The organism is Neobacillus sp. S1115 (assembly GCF_055385565.1).
In genome coordinates this window covers 42928-58823 of record NZ_AP038275.1, presented here as the reverse complement: position 1 = coordinate 58823, position 15896 = coordinate 42928, and the positions used below count along the sequence as shown (strand labels likewise).

The 15896-nt window shown below is 42.7% G+C and carries 16 protein-coding genes; all 16 read right to left on the bottom strand.

All coding sequences use genetic code 11. From position 1 onward, the window contains the following. Window positions 1-43 precede the first annotated feature (43 nt). Window positions 44-607, bottom strand: coding sequence for an aminoacyl-tRNA hydrolase (gene pth / locus ACZ5B7_RS00305; RefSeq protein ID WP_464492224.1), 564 nt, complete (start codon window positions 605-607; stop codon window positions 44-46). A 123-nt stretch (window positions 608-730) separates the two neighbouring features. Beyond that, entirely contained in the window at window positions 731-1366 is a 636-nt protein-coding gene (locus tag ACZ5B7_RS00300; RefSeq protein WP_464492223.1) for a 50S ribosomal protein L25/general stress protein Ctc, read from the bottom strand. A gap of 237 nt (window positions 1367-1603) precedes the next feature. Further along, entirely contained in the window at window positions 1604-2560 is a 957-nt protein-coding gene (locus ACZ5B7_RS00295; protein WP_213121142.1) for a ribose-phosphate diphosphokinase, read from the bottom strand. A 24-nt stretch (window positions 2561-2584) separates the two neighbouring features. After that, entirely contained in the window at window positions 2585-3958 is a 1374-nt protein-coding gene (gene glmU / locus ACZ5B7_RS00290; RefSeq protein WP_464492222.1) for a bifunctional UDP-N-acetylglucosamine diphosphorylase/glucosamine-1-phosphate N-acetyltransferase GlmU, read from the bottom strand. 208 nt (window positions 3959-4166) lie between these two features. Then, window positions 4167-4457 carry a septation regulator SpoVG gene (spoVG, locus tag ACZ5B7_RS00285; RefSeq protein WP_003347151.1) on the bottom strand — a complete coding sequence of 97 codons (291 nt, stop codon included), beginning with the start codon at window positions 4455-4457 and terminating at the stop codon, window positions 4167-4169. Between the two features lie 152 nt (window positions 4458-4609). Beyond that, window positions 4610-4984: a 2-iminobutanoate/2-iminopropanoate deaminase gene (gene ridA, locus ACZ5B7_RS00280; protein WP_213148327.1), complete on the bottom strand. Its 375-nt coding sequence runs from the start codon at window positions 4982-4984 to the stop codon at window positions 4610-4612. A gap of 16 nt (window positions 4985-5000) precedes the next feature. Next, on the bottom strand, window positions 5001-5819 hold the full coding sequence (purR, locus tag ACZ5B7_RS00275; protein WP_423800295.1) for a pur operon repressor: 819 nt from the start codon (window positions 5817-5819) through the stop codon (window positions 5001-5003). A gap of 54 nt (window positions 5820-5873) precedes the next feature. Next, window positions 5874-6743 carry a 4-(cytidine 5'-diphospho)-2-C-methyl-D-erythritol kinase gene (gene ispE, locus ACZ5B7_RS00270; RefSeq protein ID WP_464492221.1) on the bottom strand — a complete coding sequence of 290 codons (870 nt, stop codon included), beginning with the start codon at window positions 6741-6743 and terminating at the stop codon, window positions 5874-5876. A gap of 257 nt (window positions 6744-7000) precedes the next feature. Beyond that, complete coding sequence (locus ACZ5B7_RS00265; protein ID WP_213148330.1) at window positions 7001-7189, bottom strand: small, acid-soluble spore protein, alpha/beta type; 189 nt, start codon at window positions 7187-7189, stop codon at window positions 7001-7003. Window positions 7190-7379: 190 nt separating this feature from the next. After that, a complete protein-coding gene (gene veg / locus ACZ5B7_RS00260) occupies window positions 7380-7643 on the bottom strand; it encodes a biofilm formation stimulator Veg (RefSeq protein ID WP_213121148.1) in 264 nt (87 codons plus the stop codon). 244 nt (window positions 7644-7887) lie between these two features. Further along, entirely contained in the window at window positions 7888-8778 is an 891-nt protein-coding gene (gene yabG / locus ACZ5B7_RS00255) for a sporulation peptidase YabG (protein WP_378588568.1), read from the bottom strand. Window positions 8779-9433: 655 nt separating this feature from the next. After that, window positions 9434-10312, bottom strand: a complete 879-nt coding sequence (gene rsmA, locus ACZ5B7_RS00250) for a 16S rRNA (adenine(1518)-N(6)/adenine(1519)-N(6))-dimethyltransferase RsmA (protein WP_464492220.1) — start codon at window positions 10310-10312, stop codon at window positions 9434-9436. Then, window positions 10305-10865 (bottom strand): ribonuclease M5, encoded by a 561-nt coding sequence (rnmV, locus tag ACZ5B7_RS00245; RefSeq protein ID WP_464492219.1) that lies wholly within the window; start codon window positions 10863-10865, stop codon window positions 10305-10307. Before rnmV ends, rsmA begins: the two co-directional genes overlap by 8 nt. A 333-nt stretch (window positions 10866-11198) precedes the next feature. Further along, window positions 11199-12380: a ubiquitin-like domain-containing protein gene (locus tag ACZ5B7_RS00240; RefSeq protein WP_464492218.1), complete on the bottom strand. Its 1182-nt coding sequence runs from the start codon at window positions 12378-12380 to the stop codon at window positions 11199-11201. A gap of 237 nt (window positions 12381-12617) precedes the next feature. Continuing rightward, window positions 12618-13385, bottom strand: coding sequence for a TatD family hydrolase (locus ACZ5B7_RS00235; protein ID WP_464492217.1), 768 nt, complete (start codon window positions 13383-13385; stop codon window positions 12618-12620). 112 nt (window positions 13386-13497) lie between these two features. Continuing rightward, the gene (gene metG, locus ACZ5B7_RS00230; RefSeq protein ID WP_464492216.1) at window positions 13498-15456 is read right to left on the bottom strand and encodes a methionine--tRNA ligase; all 1959 of its coding nucleotides are present in this window, start codon (window positions 15454-15456) and stop codon (window positions 13498-13500) included. Window positions 15457-15896: the final 440 nt, after the last annotated feature.

The window sequence follows — 15896 nt, the reverse complement described above, 5'->3', positions numbered from 1 at the left end:
CTTGTCTTTATTGTATGAGAGATACTTCTTTATCATGAACAATTCACTGATTATAATCGTTCATAACCTGCAAAAATGGCCTTTCCAGCCATGCCTCACAGGCATCGGCACTTTTTTCCACCGCTTCTTTGATTGGCTGCTGCTCTTCCGGACGGAACCTTCCTAGCACATAGTCAGGAACACTGATTCCCGGAGGGTGCGGCCGGTCAATTCCAATCCGGATACGGTTAAAGGCTTGAGTGCCAAGATGGGCCACTGTTGATTTTATTCCATTATGACCGCCTGGACTTCCCTTTTGCCGCAGGCGGATTTTCCCAACCGGCAAATCCAGATCATCATAGATAACGACCAGATCTTCTAGCTCTATTTTATAATAATCCATCACCGCACTGATAGATTCACCAGATAAATTCATATAAGTCAGCGGCTTTAGCAGCAATACCTTTTCCCCTTTGTGATTGCCCATGCCGTACAATCCTTTAAATTTTGACTGATTAAGGGGGATTTGCAGCCGGTTAGACAATTCGTCAATGACTTCAAAGCCGACATTGTGCCGTGTTTGGTCATACTGCTTCCCGGGGTTGCCTAAGCCAACAATTAATTTCATAGGGACTCCCGCCTCCTCTTCCTGTTTCGCCCGCCTGTTAAAAAAATTTTTTAACATTGTCTACTCCCGTATCTATTAGTTATGCAACAAAAGACGTAACCTAAAGCTAGGTTACGTCTATTTCTATTCTTTCCCTTCAGGCTCTGTTTCCCTGCCTTCTTCGTTGTCAGGGTGGCCGCCCTCCTGCTGCTCGCCAGCATTAATTTCCTCTTCTACCTTAGGAGGCAGAATGGAGGCAATTACTTCACTATCCTCATGATTAATCGTAAAATCAAAAGCTGGAATATCCCCTGCCAGAATAGTTTCGCCTACCTGCAAATGAGAAACATCTACTTCAATCTGCGGCGGAATATTGTCTGGTGTAGTCGTAATGGAAAGCTGATGCAATGGCTGCTGCAGAACGCCACCGTCCTTCACGCCGGCTGCTTCTCCAGCCAGAACAAGTCTTACATCAACTGTTACTTTAGAAGACTTATCAACGGCCAGAAAATCAACATGAATAACTTCTTTTTTAATGGCATTCTCTTGGTAAGCCGTTAATATAACATCCTGTTTGCTGCCATCAACATCGAGTGAAATGATTCCATTTCTGCCTACAGTGCGAATGGTTTTTGTAAAATCAGCCCCACTGACAAACACCGGCTTGCTCTCAATCTTTGCTCCATATACCACAGCAGGGATATTGCCGTTATCGCGGATTTTCCTCAATTCCGAACGGCGCAGCTCCTTCCGCTCCTTCGCTTGTAAAACAGTACTCATGTTTAGTCCACCTTCCTATTTCATTTATCTATATAAAATTTCCCCAAAAAAGGAAGGTCTAAACATATTTGTACTGTTTCTTTTTAGAAAAGCGGAAGGCGCCTGCTTATCGGCGACAAGCACAAGACGAGCCGGCCGAAAGGTTGCTTTTTAACCTTTTGGACGGATTGGCTTGTGACCTCGAGCCGATGGCGCCTGGAGCTAGACAATAGAAAAGCGGGGACTGTTCACATTAGATTAATCAAACAATGTGCTGACTGATTGCTCTTCGTGGATGCGAATAATCGCTTCGCCGATTAATGGCGCAACAGACAAGCTTTGAATTTTTTCAATTTTCTTTTCTTCCGGAAGATCAATAGAATTTGTTACAACCAATTCTTTGATTTTGGAATTCTGAATTCTTTCAATGGCAGGGCCCGATAAAACTGGATGTGTACAGCAGGCATAAACTTCTTTTGCCCCGTTTTCTACTAACGCGTTAGCGGCAAGGGTAATGGTCCCTGCTGTATCAATAATATCGTCAATCAAAATGGCAACTTTGCCTTCAATGTTACCAACGATATTCATAACCTCTGCCACATTTGGTCTTGGACGGCGTTTGTCGATAATTGCGATTGGCGCCTTTAGGCGTTCAGCCATTTTTCTGGCTCTCGTTACGCCGCCATGGTCTGGCGAAACAACCACAATATCACCATTTAATTCTTTATTTCTAAAGTATTCCGATAAAATCGGCACACCCATAAGATGATCGATCGGAATATCGAAAAATCCTTGAATCTGCGGTGCATGCAAATCAAGAGTCAGCACGCGGGTCGCACCGGCAGTCTCAAGCAGATTGGCCACTAATTTCGAAGTGATTGGTTCACGGGCGCGCGCTTTCCGATCCTGACGGGCATAGCCATAATAAGGCATAACAATATTGATTGTTTTGGCAGAAGCCCTCTTTAGCGCATCAATCATGATTAATAGTTCCATGATATTTTCATTTACTGGTGCGCTTGTCGATTGGATGACATAGACATCACAGCCGCGGATACTCTCTTCAATATTAATTTGAATTTCACCATCACTGAATCTTGTAACCGAGCTCTTTCCAAGCTCTACCCCAATTACCTTGGCAATTTCTCTAGCTAGTGCAACATTGGAGTTTAAACTAAATACCTTTAAGTTTGGATCTAAATATTGGTTCGACATGAGGGCCCTCCATTTTAATTTCGCTTATTTCTTTATATTAAGCTTTTCAACATAATTTTCTTTATTCACTTGATGTGCTCTGGCAATCGCCAATGCATTGCCTGGAACATTCTTTGTGACAGTGGAACCAGCAGCCACATAGGCTCCTTCGCCAATCGTGACCGGGGCAACCAAGTTAGAATTACAGCCAATAAACACATGATCTTCAATCTTTGTTAAATATTTATTTTTGCCATCGTAATTAACCGTGATAGAGCCGCAGCCGATATTGACGTCGCTGCCAACCTCCGCATCACCGATATAGCTGAGATGGGACGCTTTGCTTGCTTTACCGAATACAGCCTTTTTGATTTCCACAAAGTTGCCGATTTTCACCTCATCAGCAATTGCAGAATCCGGTCGGATATGGGCGAATGGTCCAATATTGACATGGGAGCCAATCGAACTATTATAAGCGGCAGATTGACGGATAACCGTCTCATCGCCAACATGGCAGTTTGCAATTTCTGTATGTGGGCCAATGATGCAATCTGCCCCGATAACAGTGTCACCTTTTAGGATTGTTCCTGGATGGATAACCGTATCAGGTCCAATTTGTACATCAGCTTCGATATAGCTGTTTTGCGGGTCAATAATGGTTACCCCATTACGCATTTGGGCTTCATTAATGCGCCCACGCATAATCCGTTCTGCTTCTGCCAAAGCCACGCGGTCATTAACCCCAAGAGTTTCATCCAAATCTTCAGTTTGGTAAGCTGTAACGATTTCTCCCTGCTTTTTCAAGATTTCAATAACGTCCGGTAAGTAATATTCTCCCTGCACATTATCATTTGAAACATTTTTCAGGGCATCGAATAAAGCCTGATTATCAAAGCAGTATGTTCCTGTGTTTATTTCATTGATTTTCCGCTCTTCTTCCGTGGCATCTTTATGCTCCACGATTTTTTCAACAAAACCGCTTTCATTGCGAACAATACGGCCATAACCGGTAGGATTGTCGATTTTTGCCGTAAGAATCGAGGCTTTTGCCTTTGCTTCTACATGCTCTTTAAATAAAGCCTCCATCGTTTCTGCTTTAATGAGCGGCGTATCTCCGCATACGACTATCGTTGTTCCTTCTTTCCCCTCAAGCATGCCGGCAGCCTGCATCACCGCATGAGCTGTCCCTAGCTGCTTTTCTTGAAGGGCATACAGACTCTCATCACCTAATTGGGCCCGTACCTTTTCAGCACCATGGCCGATGATGGTCACGATATCCTTAACATCAAGTTTTTTGACTTGATCTACAACATGCTGTACCATTGGTTTTCCGCACACTGGGTGCAATACCTTATAAAGCTTTGATTTCATCCGCGTTCCTTGCCCGGCGGCCAAAATCACAGCATAACGATTAGACATGGACTGATCCTCCATTTAATTAACCTTTTTATCCACTAAAAATATTATCGTATATGGGGTTTCATTTCAAGGAATGAACGAAATGTGTCTAATGTCATAATATTGTGCTTTTTTAAGATTGGGAAATTACTTTTGAAGGGGGATGAGAGGGGGGTTTTTAAATAATAAAAAGAGCCTTACTCAGAAGAAAGGCCCTAGTTGATTATCTTCAGGAAGCTCCGGCTTCTTCGAATTCTACTTCTAATTCACCTAAACGGTGGTACTCAGCCAATACAGCTTCTTGGATTTTTCCACGTGTTCCTGAATTGATTGGATGCGCAATATCACGAAATTCTCCATCAGGAGTCCGTTTACTTGGCATAGCGACAAACAAACCGTTGTTTCCGTCAATAACGCGAATGTCGTGAACAACGAACTCATTATCTAATGTGATTGATGCAATCGCTCTCATACGACCGTCAGTATTAACGCGGCGTAGTCTTACGTCAGTTACTTCCATGTGCTCACACCCTTTTCTCAATGTTAGATTAATAATTCAACAAGATTTTGCGTTTTCCTTCTTTATTTTTAAAAAAATTTTTGAAAAATTAGGGCAAATTGGTGAACATTTGTAAATTTTGGCTTTTGGCTGACAAAAAAAAAACGCCCGTATTATTTTACGAGCGCTACTACTTCGATTTCAACTAAGGCGTCTTTTGGAAGACGAGCCACTTCTACGCAGGATCTGGCTGGTTTGTGGACGGAAAAATATTCTCCATAGACTTCATTAACTTCGGCAAATTCGTCCATGTTTTTGATAAAGACAGTGGCCTTTACGACGGTTTCTAATGAAGCACCAGCTTCACTCAGAACAGCCTGCAAATTGCGGAACACTTGATGTGTCTGTTCTTTTACATCCCCTGTTACCATTGTTCCTTCAGCAGTTAACGGAATTTGTCCAGAGCTGTAGAACATATTGTTTACAATAATACCTTGCGAGTATGGGCCGATTGCAGCCGGGGCTTGATTGGTTTGTACAACTTTCATCGTATATTCCTCTCCTTTACCTATCAAAAAAGTTTCCCACTTCGACATTGATACTTTTTTCTTTAACATCCACATACGACAGCTTAACTAACGATAAGTAGTCATCCACTAACCGGTCCTCAGTTTTCTCCGCTTCGACTAAAACAGCAATCCCAGCTACGTGGCCGTTGAACTCCTCAAGCATGCTTACCATACCTAAGACTGTACCGCCCGCCTTCATAAAATCATCAACAATAAGGACATTTGCCCCTTCCTTCATGCTTCGCTTGGAAAGAACCATTGTTTGTATCCTTTTGGCTGAACCTGACACGTAATTAATACTGACAGTCGGCCCTTCCGTCACTTTGCTGTCCCTTCTGACAATTACGACTGGAACATTTAATTGACTGGCAACGGCATACGCGAGCGGTATGCCTTTTGTGGCTATTGTCATGACAACATCAATTTTTGCATCCGCATAAGCCGAAGCAATGATTCTTCCTGCCTTTTGAACCACCTGCGGACTGCCTAAAATATCAGTCAAATATAAATAGCCGCCAGGCAACAACCTGTCAGGACTGCCGATAAGCTGACAAAGTTCATTAATGAAAGGCTCAGCTTCTCTCTTGCTTACCTTGACGAAAAATTTAACACCGCCCGCTGCTCCTGGTACAGTTTGCAGCGTTCCGATTCCCCTTTCTTCAAGCGTCTCTTTGACAATGGCCAAATCTTCACTGATTGAGGACTTTGCCGAAGAATAACGCTCCGCAAAAAAGGTAAGCGGCACTAACTGGCGAGGATGATCGAGAAGATAACTTGTCATATCTATCAAACGTTCACTGCGGCGAAATTTCATAACAACCCCCCGAATCCGAATATTCTAATTAAAGGATACTATTATTGTGCGCCTTTAATCAAGCGTATGCCGTTCACCTAACATTCTTACTGCAAAAACCTGGTCACAAAATCCGCGCAGGCCATTATAAATGCGATGCATTCTGGAATCGTGCTGAACCAGCCCAAAAACGGTCGGACCGCTGCCGCTCATTAATACCGCATCTGCACCGAATCGTTTCATTTGGTCTTTTATTTGTGCTACCTCTGGATGAAGGTGTAAAGTTACTTCCTCTAGCACGTTGCCAACATGCTGGCATACCTTGTGATAGTCATTTTGCCCAATGGCATTGATCATTTCGTTTATATTTGGGTGGGTGATTCCGTTTACATCCAAACGCCGATATACCTCAGCAGTTGAGACACCGATGAACGGCTTGGCCAAAATAACCCAGCATGTCGGCGGCGCTGGCAGTTCGGTGATAAATTCCCCTCTGCCCTTTGCCAGCGCTGTCCCACCGTACACACAAAAGGAGACGTCTGAACCAATTTCACTGCCAAGCTCTCCCAGTTCATCCAACGTCAGTCCAAGATTCCATAGCTTGTTAAGACCCCTTAAAGCTGCTGCTGCATCGCTGCTTCCCCCTGCCAAGCCAGCCGCAACGGGGATTGTTTTTTCAATGGAGATTGATACACCCTTCTTAACATTAAAACGGTTTTTTAGCAGCAGTGCAGCCTGGTAGGCTAAATTACGCTGGTCATCAGGCACGTACCGATTATGAGAAAGAATATGTATTTTATCCTCCTGTAACAAGGAAAGTTCAACCCGGTCGGCTAAATCAATGGTGGTCATAATCATTTCAACCTCATGATATCCATCGGGCCGTTTATGTAAAACATCCAGTGCTAAATTAATTTTAGCCGGTGCTTTAACTAAAAGCTTCACGCTCGTCCACCTACTTTTACAAATATCCTAAGAGACAGGCTCCTTTTGCCTGCATTCCTGCTTTCCGAATCCATATATTGTCCTATTTTACCACAAAACGACAATTGTAAGACGTGAATCCTATCAAATTTTATATTTTATCATAGTTTTGCTAAGAAAAAAGTGATATTTTTTAGGCAAAAAAAAGCCGGAGAAAATTCTCCGGCTTTGCTGCGGCGTTTAAGTGTTTAAATAATTAGCGGAAGTTCTTGTGGGAATTAAGATTTATGCGAGTTCCTGTTGGTTAATTGCTGCTGGGCAAGCTCGATGGCCCGCTTTACCATGTTCCCTGCATCTTTTGCCCGGATGCCGCCCCAGCCCTCTTTTTGGACAACATCGTAAAATCCAAGTTCTTTTGCTAATTCTTCTTTAAAACGTTCGGACATCATTCCTCTTCTTCTGCCCATCTAAACAACCCCTTTCCTGTCGCAGCATTATTAGTATGAGATAATTTGGGATATTAAATAATTTTTTAATATAGGTCTGTTTATTTCGCTCCAATCAACAGATAGAAGAATCAGCAAAGGAGATTTTAAGTTCTTTTTGAACAGCAAAAAGCAGTAAACCTTTGGTTTACCGCCATGCGTTGATTATATTCTAGCTTAAAGCTGCATTTCCTGCTGCCTCTTCATAGAAGGTAATTTGAACGGTTTCGGTTAAAACATCCGCATAGCTGTAGGAAACTCGTTCGAATGCATTCTCATCCTGATCCAGTTCGATGACAAAAACAGATGGGTATGTCTCTGCTAGGACACCGGAACGTTCAATTGTTTTTCGACGTCCCCCGTTGGCCTTTAGTAACAACCTTTTCCCTAAATTGGAGTCCAGGGACTTTTTAATATCCGCTAAGGTTTTAGTCATTCGGTCCACCTCACTATGTAAAGTATATCACGCTGACATACTTATGTCAAACAAAAATATAAATTATATCAGTCCGACAAAAAGATTGTCAATATTTTTTGTTCTGTTTTTTTTGCTAAATTTCAACATTTCTAGCGTTACCTGAAATGTTTGGGAATATGTATCAAGGGAAAAAATAAACCCATTAGAGCATAGCGAAAGTAGTTTTAGTATTGATGACTAGCTTTTCGCCTCTCTAATAGGCCTATTCCTCCTCTTGAACGGGGTGATAGGGCATTCCGGTTCTGAGTACTCCCTTTGTTTCTATTCCTCCCAGTCCTTTTTCGCCTGTAAGTGTATTTCTCAGCACATCCCAAACGTTGATTCTTTCCATAAAAGGGGTAAAACTGATTTTGGCGACGATATAGACCGGGTCAAGAGCGTGAATGTTAATCCTAGATGGGGAGCTGGCAAAGTTTGCGCCGGCATGAATAAGCGATTCAAAATGAGATTGGCATGCGCCCGCAAAGATGACAAGCTGGTCCAAATGGGGCACTTTCCTTCGCGCTTCCCTAACCGTTTCCACAAAGTGTTTAGAATGGCGGTACGCATTGATATCGGTCATCTTCCCTTTTGCTTTTGAATAAGCATCATGTCCGGTGATAACGAGAATGTCGGGACGATAATAGTCCATGTAGCCGCCAATTTTCGCAGGCATCTCTTTTTCATTGCAATGAATCCCTAAAACAGGAACACCGATTTTTTCATATAAGGCCATGCATTTTTTTAAATAGGCAGGGTCGCCATCTAGGTGAAGGACTTTTCCGGGGATTTGAAAATAGCTGCTCGGCTTTACATAGCCGCTAGTGGCTTCGTATTCCTGCCTCTCCCTCAATAAATCGACATCCTGTGTAAAAAGCCTTAAGGATTGCTCCTCGAGCGTCCGGTACTCCTTCGTGAGCTTTAGCCGCTCATTTGGATTGATTACCATCAAATCTTGATATGGGGCATCTGCCACTAGGCGAAAATCCTCGCCATAGAGGATCACCACTGTCTGGCCACTAATTTTTTGTATATCGATAACTCGAAAGAGAATATCACAATTATATGAACGTCTGCCGACAATATCATTTATTTTTATATCCACTGTCGTCACTCCAATAAGACCGCAGGTAAGGCCTTCAAATAAGGTTCTTTGATAGGCTATGCATGGGTAGTTGTCCTTGTGAAAATTTTATGTCTCTGTTAGATTAGTTTGTTTCTTACTTCAAACAAGTAAGAATAGGTAAAAGGCACCGAAGTATGTAAGTATTAATGGGTTCGTTTGCTATTTTGCCCTATGGGTAGTAGAACTAGGGCGGACGGTCAATATAGACGGGCTATTTTGCCCTTTGGGTACTGAAACTGGGATGAACGGTCAATATAGACGCGCTATTTTGCCCTTTGGGTAGTGGAACTGGGATGAACGGTCAATATAGACGCGCTATTTTGCCCTTTGGGTAGTGGAACTGGGATGAACGGTCAATATAGACGCGCTATTTTGCCCTTTGGGTAGTGGAACTGGGATGAACGGTCAATATAGACGGGCAATTTTGCCCTTTGGGTACTGAAACTGGGATGAACGGTCAATATAGACGCGCTATTTTGCCCTTTGGGTACTGAAACTGGGATGAACGGTCAATATAGACTGCCTTATTTTGCCCGGTGAAGTGGTGGTACGGTCAAAAGGAAAAATAGCAGGCTTAGATTCAGACAACAAAAAAAATGCCGAGAAAATACCCTTTCTCGACAATCGTAGACCTTTAAAAGGTCTATTGGAAATATGCATATAGTTCGTCGCTTAGGCGGCCAAACTCTTCGAGGGACAGTGTTTCCCCTCTTCTTGACGGTTCAATGCCGCTGGCTGCCAAGGCCGCAAGGATGTCCTCTTTCTTTTGTTTGCCATCCGGCAGACCACTTGTTAGGTTGTTTAATAATGTCTTTCTTCTTTGGGCAAAGCTCGCCTTTGTCACCTGGAAAAAGAAGTTCTCATCCTTTACCTGGACAGCACGATTTTCCCTCCGTGTCAGCCTGATGACCGCAGAATCGACGTTTGGCTGCGGGACAAAAACCGTTTTTGGCACAATCATGACGGTCTCCGCTTCAGTATAATACTGAACAGCGATGGATAGAGAGCCGTAATCCTTCGTTCCAGGCTTGGCAGAGATCCTGTCCGCTACTTCCTTTTGGAGCATACAAACGATGCCGCGAATCGGCAAATGCTCTTCAAGCAGCTTCATAATAATCGGCGTCGTTACATAATAAGGCAGGTTAGCAACCACCATCAAATCGGAAATGCCAGCAAATTCAGCAGCAATAACCTCACCGACATCAGCCTTTAACACATCATTATGAATGACTTTTACATTCGGATATGGTGACAACGTATCTTCTAAAATTGGCAAAAGCCTTTGATCAATTTCAAAAGCAACGGTCTTTTTGCTCGAACGCGCCAGCTGTTCCGTTAAGGCTCCGATTCCTGGGCCAATTTCAATGGCCCCTGATTCGTCGGTAAGCTCCGCAAAGCTGACAATTTTTTTTAATATATTCGTATCGATTAAGAAATTTTGCCCTAGGCTTTTCTTAAAGGAAAAGCCGTATTTTTCTAAAATAGCCCTTGTTCTCACAGGGGTAGCAATATCTTTATCCATTATTTACCTCCTGACGTACCTTGCTTAGTGCCTCGGCAAATTCCTGTTTACTGATTTGAAACATCATGAGACGCTTATGCAGCTGCTTACCGTTTGTATAGCCGATTTTTAATAGCTTCCCTAATTGAATTCTCCGTTCCTTGGCGCCTTCCCCGCCGATTAGGCCGGCAGTGATTAAATCATCCTGGCTAATTTCTTCTAAAATATCTGCATGCATGACTTGTGCGTCCTTTAAGGCCGCCCTGATTGCATCCGGTGAGGCATGCTCAACCCCGATTCCTTTATCTCTTTTTGCAAGGGCATCCTCTTTTGCCAGGAAGGCGTGTTTACAGCCCGGAACTTGCCCAGCAATCGTTTTTCTTATTTTTTCACCAGGGTAATCGGGGTCGGTAAAAATAATGACTCCCCTTGTTTCCTGGGCACGTTTTATTTTTTCAATCGTGGTTTGATTAACTGCGGAACCGTTCGTTTCAATCGTATCCGCTTCGACTGCCCGATTGATGGCAGTTGTGTCATCCCTGCCTTCCACCACGATAAATTCTTTAATTTTCATTTTTCCTCCAAAACCGAAATGCGGAAGCGCCTTGCCCAGGGGCGACAGGCATAAGACGAGCCGGCGGGAAGGCTGTTTTTTAGCCTTCTTGACGGATTGGCTGTAGACCTGCGAGCCCCTAGGCGCTGGAGCTAGACATTTCTCAAAGTATAAAGTTATTAAATTTTTTATGATTTTGAAAAAAAGTTGAAACATTTTTGTAATGTCCATCGTCTATATTAACGAAACCATTCATAAACTTTAGTAATCATTTGCTTATGAGTTCGTTGTTAAGTATAAAGAAATTTTAAGAAAAAGTAAAAAAGCAGGGGTTTCCCCCTGCCGCAAAATGAATTACTGCAATATCGTAATCTTTACTTTTTTACGTCCCCATCGATATGCATCAGCTTTTGAAGGCATAAAGACATCGATTTTATACCCTTTTATGGCTCCGCCTGTATCGGCAGCAACCGCATAGCCATAGCCTTCGACATAAACCTTCGTGCCAAGCGGAATGATATTTGGATCAACGGCAATTATTTTAGCGTTCGGGTTAGAGCGCAAATTAAAACCAGTTGCAGTCCTTCCTGAACAGCCATTACAATAGGCTGTATACGCTGTTGACGACACGTATAGCTCTCTTCCTGCGGGAACCTCTCCACGGGAAACTTGAAGGGCTAAATCCTTCGTCCCGACAGCCACAACTCTATCCTGTTTTGCTGTAATCATCTGCTCACTGATTAACTTCCTTGATACCTCTTTACCATTTTCGATTAGGACTTCATATTGTTTGGAAACGAGCCCTTTTCTACCTTGAGAGATGGTCTGTTCTTTCCCTTTGTCAAGGCTGTCATCCCTCTTGGTAACCACGGCAAATTCAACAGGTTCTTCCACTACATCGGTGACTTTTTCTACACGAATGACGTTAACAACACCATTCTCTGCTATGGTTTCTGTTAATGGCGGTTCAACTCGGTCTAAATCGTTTAGTTTAGTGCCCTGCTGCGTTAAAAAGTCAGCGACCGTAGTCGAAGTGGACCAGACTGCTTGCTCTTTTCCGCCGTCAATGAAAGTCAGATGATAGGCCTCAGTGACGCCGATTTTCATCTTATTTGTGATTGCCGTTTGCGGTCCGGGTGAAACTTTATCGTGCTCGTTTAAAACAATATGTTGTTCTTTCAAAGCCTCCGCTACAGTCTCAGCTGTAGTCCAAATCGTTTTCTTCTCGTTGTTCTTGACAATGGTAACCTGTTTCGCTTGCAGCCAGACGATATGTAGGTTTTCATTTACCTTCGTACTCGCCTTTGGATACAAGTAGTCTTGGGAGCGCATTGTAACATCCAGTTCATCCAATAATTCCTTAATGGTATCTGCATGCGTTTTGATGACCTTTTGTTCGCCATTAAGAGTAATTGCCACCGTTTTCTTTGATCCTTCATAAAAAAGAATTCCAAGAGTTGTTAGCAAAACTACGAAACTAGCAAAAGCAATGGTCAAATTCCTCGCACTCCAAGACTGGAAAAACAGGCTTTTCATGTTTTTGAATACGATGAAAAACGCCTCCTTTTCTTATGGAGATATAGTGAAACCATGCCGCCGGCTGTCAACCCTTGCATACCCTGAGAACATATTCCTAATTATGCACATAACTGGAAATTTTGCAAAGGAAAACTTATCGACACGGTTATCCTATGTTGAAAAGGAGACGTGTAGAACTTTTAGTTATCGGAAAAAATTTGGACAAGCTTCTTACAGTTTCGACAAATTCCCTTATCAGTTTATGGCGAAACATTTTTTAGCATTTTGTGTCGTTGCCTCAGCAACCTCTTCGTACGTTAATCCCTTAATTTCGGCAATTTGCTCGGCTACCAGTTTCACATAACTCGGTTCATTGCGTTTCCCCCGAAATGGATGCGGCGCCAAATACGGGCAGTCTGTTTCAATCAACAGCTTATCGATTGGAATCTCAGCGGCTACCTCTTTCGGTTTTTTGGCATTTTTAAAGGTGACAGGGCCGCCCAGCGAAATATAAAAGTTCATGTTCACACATTCCTTTGCAGTCTCCGCGCTGCCGCTAAAGCAATGCATAATTCCGCCTATCTCGGCCGCGCCTTCCTCTTTTAATATGTCAACGATATCTTGAGTTGCCTCACGATTGTGGATGACAATCGGCAGCTTCACTTTTTTTGCCAGCTGGATTTGCTTTCTGAACACCTCTTTTTGAATATCCTTAGGCGATTTGTCCCAATGATAATCCAAACCCATTTCGCCAATTGCGACTACTTTTGGATGTGCCGCTAACTCTTCAATCCATAATAAATCCTCATCCGTCATGTCGATCGCATCTACCGGATGCCAGCCGACACAGGCATAAATAAACTCATAGCTTTCGGCCAATTCCATCGCTCTGGTAATGGTCGGGCGGTCAAAACCAACAACCACCATATTTGTTACTCCTGCTTCCTGGGCCCTTGAAATTACCTCTTCAAGGTCCTCGTTAAACTGTTCGGCGTTTAAATGGGCGTGTGTGTCGAATAACATAAAATCGCCTTCTTTCCTTTTTCTCCAACATTTTACTCTTTTTCAGCTTAAACACGAAAAAAGGGAAATTTCCACGAAATTTGTTTCACGTGGAACATTTCCCCATTTATTTTTATTTTACCTTTGAGCCATTCGGCAGTGTTTGGTCCACTGTTGCCAGAGACAGCTGCCCGTCTTTGGAGCCAGCCAGAATCATACCTTGAGATAATTCCCCGCGCAGCTTAACCGGTTTTAGGTTTGTGATGCAGATAACCTTGCGCCCCACCAATTCTTCTGGTTTGTAGTACTGGGCGATGCCTGATACAACCTGGCGTTTTTCATAGCCTAAATCCAACTGAAGCTTTAATAATTTATCAGCCTTCTTAATAGGTTCTGCCTGGATAACCTCCGCTACACGCAGGTCAATTTTCATAAAGTCATCAATGGAGATTTCAGTGAGTTCTTCCGGTTTCTCCTCTTTCTTTTCTTCTGCTGAAGCTGATGGAGCCGTTCCGCCTTGCATCTTAGTCTTGATAAATTCAACTTCCTCAGCGATTTCTAGTCTTGGGAACAATGGTGCGTCTTTTTCAACCTTTGTCCCACTTGGAATATTGCCGAATGTTTCAAGGCTTTCCCATGTTTTTAATGCTTCGTCGTTCATTCCTAACTGTTTAAAGACGCCATTCGGTGTCCGGGTTAAAAACGGCTGAAGAAAAATGCCAATCCGGCGCAGCGATTCTGCTAAATGAACCATTACGCTCGCAAGCTCGTTTTTCTTCGCCTCATCCTTCGCTAACGCCCATGGCTGTGTTTCATCAATATATTTATTTGTTCTGCTGACTAGCTGCCAAACAGAGCTTAACGCGACAGAAAATTCCATTTTTTCCATCGCCTCTTCATACTTTGTGATGGTTTCCCGATTTGTTTGGAGCAAGGACTCATCAAATTCACCAACAGAACCGGCATAGTCAGGAATAACCCCATTAAAGTATTTTTCAATCATCGCCACGGTCCTGTTCAGGAGGTTTCCAAGGTCGTTCGCCAAATCAAAGTTGATTCTTTCGATAAACCCTTCCGGAGTGAAAACACCATCTGCTCCAAAAGGAACCTCACGTAACAGATAGTAGCGAAGCGCATCAAGGCCATAGCGGTCAATCAATGTCACTGGATCGACAACATTTCCCTTTGACTTCGACATTTTTCCATCCTTCATTAACAGCCAGCCATGGGCAAATACCTTCTTTGGCAGTGGAAGGTCGAGTGCCATCAGCATAATTGGCCAATAAATAGTGTGGAAACGGACAATTTCTTTACCGACTAAATGTACATCTGCCGGCCAGTATTTTAAGTAGTTAGCGTCGTTTTCTGTACCATACCCAAGTGCGGTAATATAATTGGAAAGCGCATCAATCCAAACATAGATGACATGCTTTGGATTGCCCGGCACCTTGATGCCCCAGTCAAAGGTTGTCCGAGATACGGCCAAATCCTCAAGTCCCGGCTTAATGAAGTTGTTGATCATTTCATTCTTGCGGGATTCCGGCTGGATAAATTCAGGATTCTCCTCATAATATTGCAGAAGTCTGTCCACATACTTGCTCATTCTGAAAAAGTACGATTCTTCCTTTACTTTTTCGACCGGGCGGCCGCAATCCGGGCAGTTCCCGTCAACAAGCTGGCGGTCAGTAAAAAAGGATTCACAAGGCGTACAGTACCAGCCTTCATATTGATCTAAATAAATATCGCCCTGCTCAAGCAGTCTGGCAAAGATTTTTTCTACAACCTGTTTATGCCGATCCTCTGTTGTCCGGATAAAATCATCATAGGAAATATCAAGCTTTTGCCAAAGCTCTTTAATTCCGCCAACAATTTCATCCACATACGCCTGCGGTGTTACACCTAATTCTTGCGCTTTGCGCTGAATTTTTTGTCCGTGCTCATCAGTACCTGTTAGATATCTTACATCAAACCCGCGCAAGCGCTTATAACGGGCCATTGCATCCCCTGCAACCGTCGTATAGGCATGTCCAATATGTAAATTACCGCTTGGATAATAAATCGGTGTCGTAATATAAAAAGATTTTCCCGCCATTCGTATCACTCCTCTAGTAATAGACAATTAATCCCCATCTAAACATTATTGCCCTTTTTTATTGGTCTCTAACATCAAAATATACCGAAAATTACGTTTTTGTGCAAGAAACCGGCATTTCGATGAATTCCATTTTTTAAAAATTTTTTCCAAAACACACCCATAAAATCCCCACAAACTACGAAACTTATTTTTAGAATAGGATAGGATTTTGTAGAATTTTGTCGAATTGTCGAATTTATCTCTAATGACTAATATTAGTTATCTATAATGTTAATGATAGTATTTATTGAATAAAAATTTAAAAATCCCTTATTAAATCAGCTTTTTGTGAATGGGTAAAAATTCCTTATTATTTTTCAAAATTAAATAATTGACGAATTTGGGAAACGCTGGTATTATGAATATATGAAATTTTTGTCGAATAATGACGAATTATA